General features: G+C 27.2%; 4 protein-coding genes. All 4 read left to right on the top strand.

What is annotated here, in order from left to right; all coding sequences use genetic code 11:
- The first annotated feature begins 325 nt into the window (after positions 1-325).
- The 4 genes from BA195_RS09515 to BA195_RS09500 all read left to right on the top strand — a co-directional run bounded on the left by BA195_RS09515 (position 326) and on the right by BA195_RS09500 (position 3,921).
- Complete coding sequence (locus tag BA195_RS09515) at positions 326-2,278, top strand: AAA family ATPase (protein ID WP_068704861.1); 1,953 nt, start codon at positions 326-328, stop codon at positions 2,276-2,278.
- 156 nt (positions 2,279-2,434) lie between these two features.
- Positions 2,435-2,986 (top strand): hypothetical protein, encoded by a 552-nt coding sequence (locus tag BA195_RS09510; protein WP_068704859.1) that lies wholly within the window; start codon positions 2,435-2,437, stop codon positions 2,984-2,986.
- A 158-nt stretch (positions 2,987-3,144) separates the two neighbouring features.
- Positions 3,145-3,498 carry an SMI1/KNR4 family protein gene (locus BA195_RS09505; RefSeq protein ID WP_068704857.1) on the top strand — a complete coding sequence of 118 codons (354 nt, stop codon included), beginning with the start codon at positions 3,145-3,147 and terminating at the stop codon, positions 3,496-3,498.
- Between the two features lie 9 nt (positions 3,499-3,507).
- Positions 3,508-3,921: a hypothetical protein gene (locus tag BA195_RS09500; RefSeq protein ID WP_068704855.1), complete on the top strand. Its 414-nt coding sequence runs from the start codon at positions 3,508-3,510 to the stop codon at positions 3,919-3,921.
- The last annotated feature ends 403 nt before the right edge of the window (positions 3,922-4,324 follow it).

Below are 4,324 nucleotides of genomic sequence, written 5' to 3'. Positions count from 1 at the left end.
GAAATATTATCCACAAGATGTGAGAATTGAATTTGAGAATGGAAAAGAAATATGGATTTCAGCATTTGAATTTAGAGATAATACAATGATGCCAATGCAAGACCATATAACAATATTTTTTGACAAAGAAACAGCCGAAAAATATAAAATCGGAATAAAAAACGTTGGGTAACACCGTATATAATTTATTGCTAGTTCTAGCCTACTTACGAAAATCCTCTCGGATTTTCTATTCGGTTTTTATTTATTAACTTAGTTGCTTAAACCACGCAACAAACCATATACAATCACGTTGTGCCTAATTATGACAAACAGAATCTAAAGAATGATAATATCGATATTTATAAAAAATTTCAAGATTTATAAAGGAATAAATTTTGTTCCAATCTCTGAAGGAGAAAATTTTTCAAGCCTAATTGGAGAAAACGGAGTTGGGAAAAGTTCTGTTTTAGAAGCACTTGATTTTTCTTTAAATGGTAAAAACGGAAATGAATGGCCTGTCAATAATGAAGCCAAAAATGATGGTGGCTTAAAAGGTACAAATGCGCCTTATCTTACACCTGTATTTTTAATAAAAAAATCGAGTTTAAAACAAGACAAAAAAGATGAAATTGAGTTTTTCGAAAAAGCAGAAAAATTATCAAATTATCTATGGCACACAAAACAAAAGACAAAAGCTAGAGGATTAAGTGAATTCTACGAACAAAGAAAACAACTTTTAGAAAATTACAATCCAAAAGAATATCTCTTAATTATTATAGGTAGAAAATATGACAGTAACGATATGTTTTTTGGAACATACCATACTTATTTAGATTTCATAACAGATAATCCGAAAATTGAACATACCGAAAAAGAATTACAAGATTACTTTAAGGGATTTTATGAATACATAATTTCTCATTATTCCTATCTATACATTCCTGTTGAAACAGATGTTCATTCTTACACAAAATTAGAAACGCAAGAAATGCAAAAACTGATGGACAAAAATATCCAATCAGAAATAGAAAATGCAATTACATCTACAACAATTAGACAAATAAATAAAAGTCTAAATACATTTGTTGCTGACATAGAAAATGTACTTGAAGAATATAAATACAAAGGTAAGTTCAAGAATAGTTTAACTATGCCTGATTTAGTTTCAAAAATTATAGAAGCTTATTTCTCAATTAAAATCTTAAATAAAAAAACTACTTCTTCGAAATTAATTCCTGTAAGAGAATTAAGCTCTGGAGAAAAAAGAAAAGCTTTAATTGATGTTGCTTATTCATTCTTAATAAACAATAACTCTAGAAACGATAATATTATTTTAGCAATTGACGAACCAGAAGCTTCATTACATATTTCTGCTTGTTATAGTCAATTTGAAAAATTAATAAATCTTAGTAAACTGAATAGCCAAATAATCATTTCAACACATTGGTATGGTTATTTACCTATTGTATCAAATGGAAACGCAACGTCAATAACGAAAAATGAGAAAAACGAAACTTCTATTCAATATTTTAATTTATACAATTATAGAGAAAAAATAACTCAAGATAGAAATAAAGTAAAAGGTCCACTTCCAGTACATTACAATATAAAGAGTTATAACGACTTAGTTCAATCTATACTATTTTCTTTAATTCAAGATAAACCATATAATTGGATTGTATGTGAGGGATTATCTGAAAAAATATATTTCGAGCAAATGTTTTCTGAAGACATTAAATCAAAAAATTTAAGATTTTTGCCTTTAGGTAGCTTCAAAGAAGTGAAAAAACTTTATTCATTACTACTTGCACCAATCCAAGACCCAGATTACCAAATAAAAGGAAAAGTTGTTTGTTTAATAGATACTGATTCTGAAAGAATGAATATTGATTTTTCAAAAACAAAAAATCTATTCTTTAAAAGGTTAATGAATAATAAAACGAATGGGACAACAATAATAGATGTAAACAGTAATATTACAAATCCACCCACAGAAATTGAAGATTGTCTTAATCCATATATTTACAAACAAACCCTTATAGAATTTGCAGAAGAATACGAAACAATTAAAAATATTCTAACGACAAATGAAGTTCGAACAAAGGCATTAAATTCCTACTATACTTTTGACCTAAGAGAGAGTGAAAAAGAAGAAATAAAAGCCTTTTTTGATGGCAATCAAGGTTATAATAAAATTAGATTTGCTGAAAAATATACTGAAATTTCAAAAAGCAAATTTTTCGAAAATGAACCGAAAATGGAATGGATTGAAAATATTCGGAAATTAATTAACTAGGCACAACACCGTATAAAATTAATTGCTGGTTATAGCCTACTTACGAAAGTCCTCGCGGACTTTCTATCTGTGATTTATTTGCTAACTTTAGTGCTTAAAACACGCAACTAATCTTATACAAACACGTTGTAGCCAATTAAAAATTGAACCCAAGAAATGAAGAAAATATTGTTATTAATATTCCTATTAGCTGGAATGAGTAGTTTTTCTCAAAAAAATGAAAAATTTAAACCAGGAGTTAAAATCATTGAAAATGAAAAAATAAAAGAATATAAAAAACCAACTTCGATTTTATTTATTTTCAAAGGTCATACCCATTCAATTAATTACTTTCTCGACCTTAAAAAAAGAATCCGTAAAAATTTTAAGAAAAGTATGAAAAAGGAATTTAAAAACTTCAAGTTAAATTTTAACTATGACTTGAATGCTGAAAAACCTTTTGAATCTGACTTGAAAAACATTCCTTCAAAGAAATACAATAAGAACAAATATGAATCTATATGTTATATTTCTTTATCTGACTTTAAAGGCTGGGACAATGAATTAATTGAGAAAAGAAAACAGAATTATAATTTAAATATTGAATTAAAAACTACTAATTCAGATCCTTTAATATCATTAAAACTTAACGTCAATAGTTATTATACAATACTTACAGAAAACAGGAATTCAAGTAAATTAATTTATAAAACAATAATGGAGAATTAAAAAAACTGGCTACAACACCGTGTATAATTAATGGCTGGTTCTCGCCTACTTACGAAAATCCTAGCGGATTTTCTATCTAGTGTTTATTTGCTAAATTAGGTGCTTAAACACGCCACAAATCATACACAAACACGTTGTGTGTCATTTGAAGAAACTATATGAAAAAGTTGAAAGAATTAGAACGAGAACTTAATCTGACTTTTCCATCAATTTATAAAAAATTCTTTTTGGAGTGTCTAAAAACTATTCCAAAAGGGATGGTTGGAACAGATTTGTATCATAATAAAAATGAATTGAAAGATTGGGCAGTAGAATTATTGGAAGAGGATAATGCTGAGAACTTTCTGACCGAAAAAGATTTTGTTTTTATGATGCATCAAGGATATATGTTTTGGTATTTTAAAGCAGACGGAACTGAAAACTCAAGTGTTTATTATTACAGAGAAATGAGTTTAATTCCTGACAAACTAACTGACTTAAAAACTTTTCTGTCAGAATATCCATTAAATTAGTCAAACTAAATGCAAAAAAGTAATTCTACATTTTTAAAAAATCAATTAAATAAATTTCTTACCGAAGTTGGTGTAGAAAACTTTTCTCTAAAAGATTTTGATAAAATAGAATATGTTGTAGAATTTGACCCAACCGAAAAACAAGAATCAAAAACAAATTCAGATGATATTATGAGACTGTGGTCTCTACCGAACATAATTGGAAAAAAACTAAATATAAATGATGTTTGTGAATGGTTAGTTACTTACAAAAACGAAATTCCACTTTGGATAAGAATAGAATCGACCAGTGAGGAAAATGTTTTGAAATTATTAATAAGCAAGAGGTTTCGGAAAATAAAAATAGTTGAAGAATGGCATAAATCGAATGAATATAAACCTATTCGGAATGAAAAAACGCCACACAACAACGTGTATAATTAATTGCTTTGGCAAGTGCTTATTTGGAAAATTCCTTCGGAATTTTCTTGCGTTCGTTTTTGTTTGCTAACTTAGTTGCTTAACCACGCAACTAACCATACACAAGACCGTTGGCGCTCATAGAAATCGAAATTTTTAGAAAATATTTTTATTGAAAAATAATTCTATTTTTTAGAGAAAATTAAGAAAAATGTAATTTATTGAAACTTAAAAAAATTGAATAATATTTGCGCTTTTATGAGAATTGATTTCCTAAATTCCAGAAATACTAAATCGATAAAAATCTCGTCTAGTTTCAAAATAAATATGAAATCGTTGCGCTAAAAAGAGAATAATTTAGTTTTTAAGAATATTTTTATAATTATAGAAAAATCTTGTAGAATCTAATGTTACGAAAAATCGTTAC

Source organism: Tenacibaculum soleae (assembly GCF_001693415.1).
Taxonomy (GTDB): Bacteria; Bacteroidota; Bacteroidia; order Flavobacteriales; family Flavobacteriaceae; genus Polaribacter; species Polaribacter soleae.
Note: the sequence above shows the minus strand (reverse complement) of the source record. Positions and strands in the feature narration are given on the sequence as shown.

Coding starts and splice junctions, on each gene's coding strand:
- BA195_RS09500 (WP_068704855.1), top strand. CDS start 3,508: ATGCAAAAAAGTAATTCTACATTTTTAAAAAATCAATTAAATAAATTT.
- BA195_RS09505 (WP_068704857.1), top strand. CDS start 3,145: ATGAAAAAGTTGAAAGAATTAGAACGAGAACTTAATCTGACTTTTCCA.
- BA195_RS09515 (WP_068704861.1), top strand. CDS start 326: ATGATAATATCGATATTTATAAAAAATTTCAAGATTTATAAAGGAATA.
- BA195_RS09510 (WP_068704859.1), top strand. CDS start 2,435: ATGAAGAAAATATTGTTATTAATATTCCTATTAGCTGGAATGAGTAGT.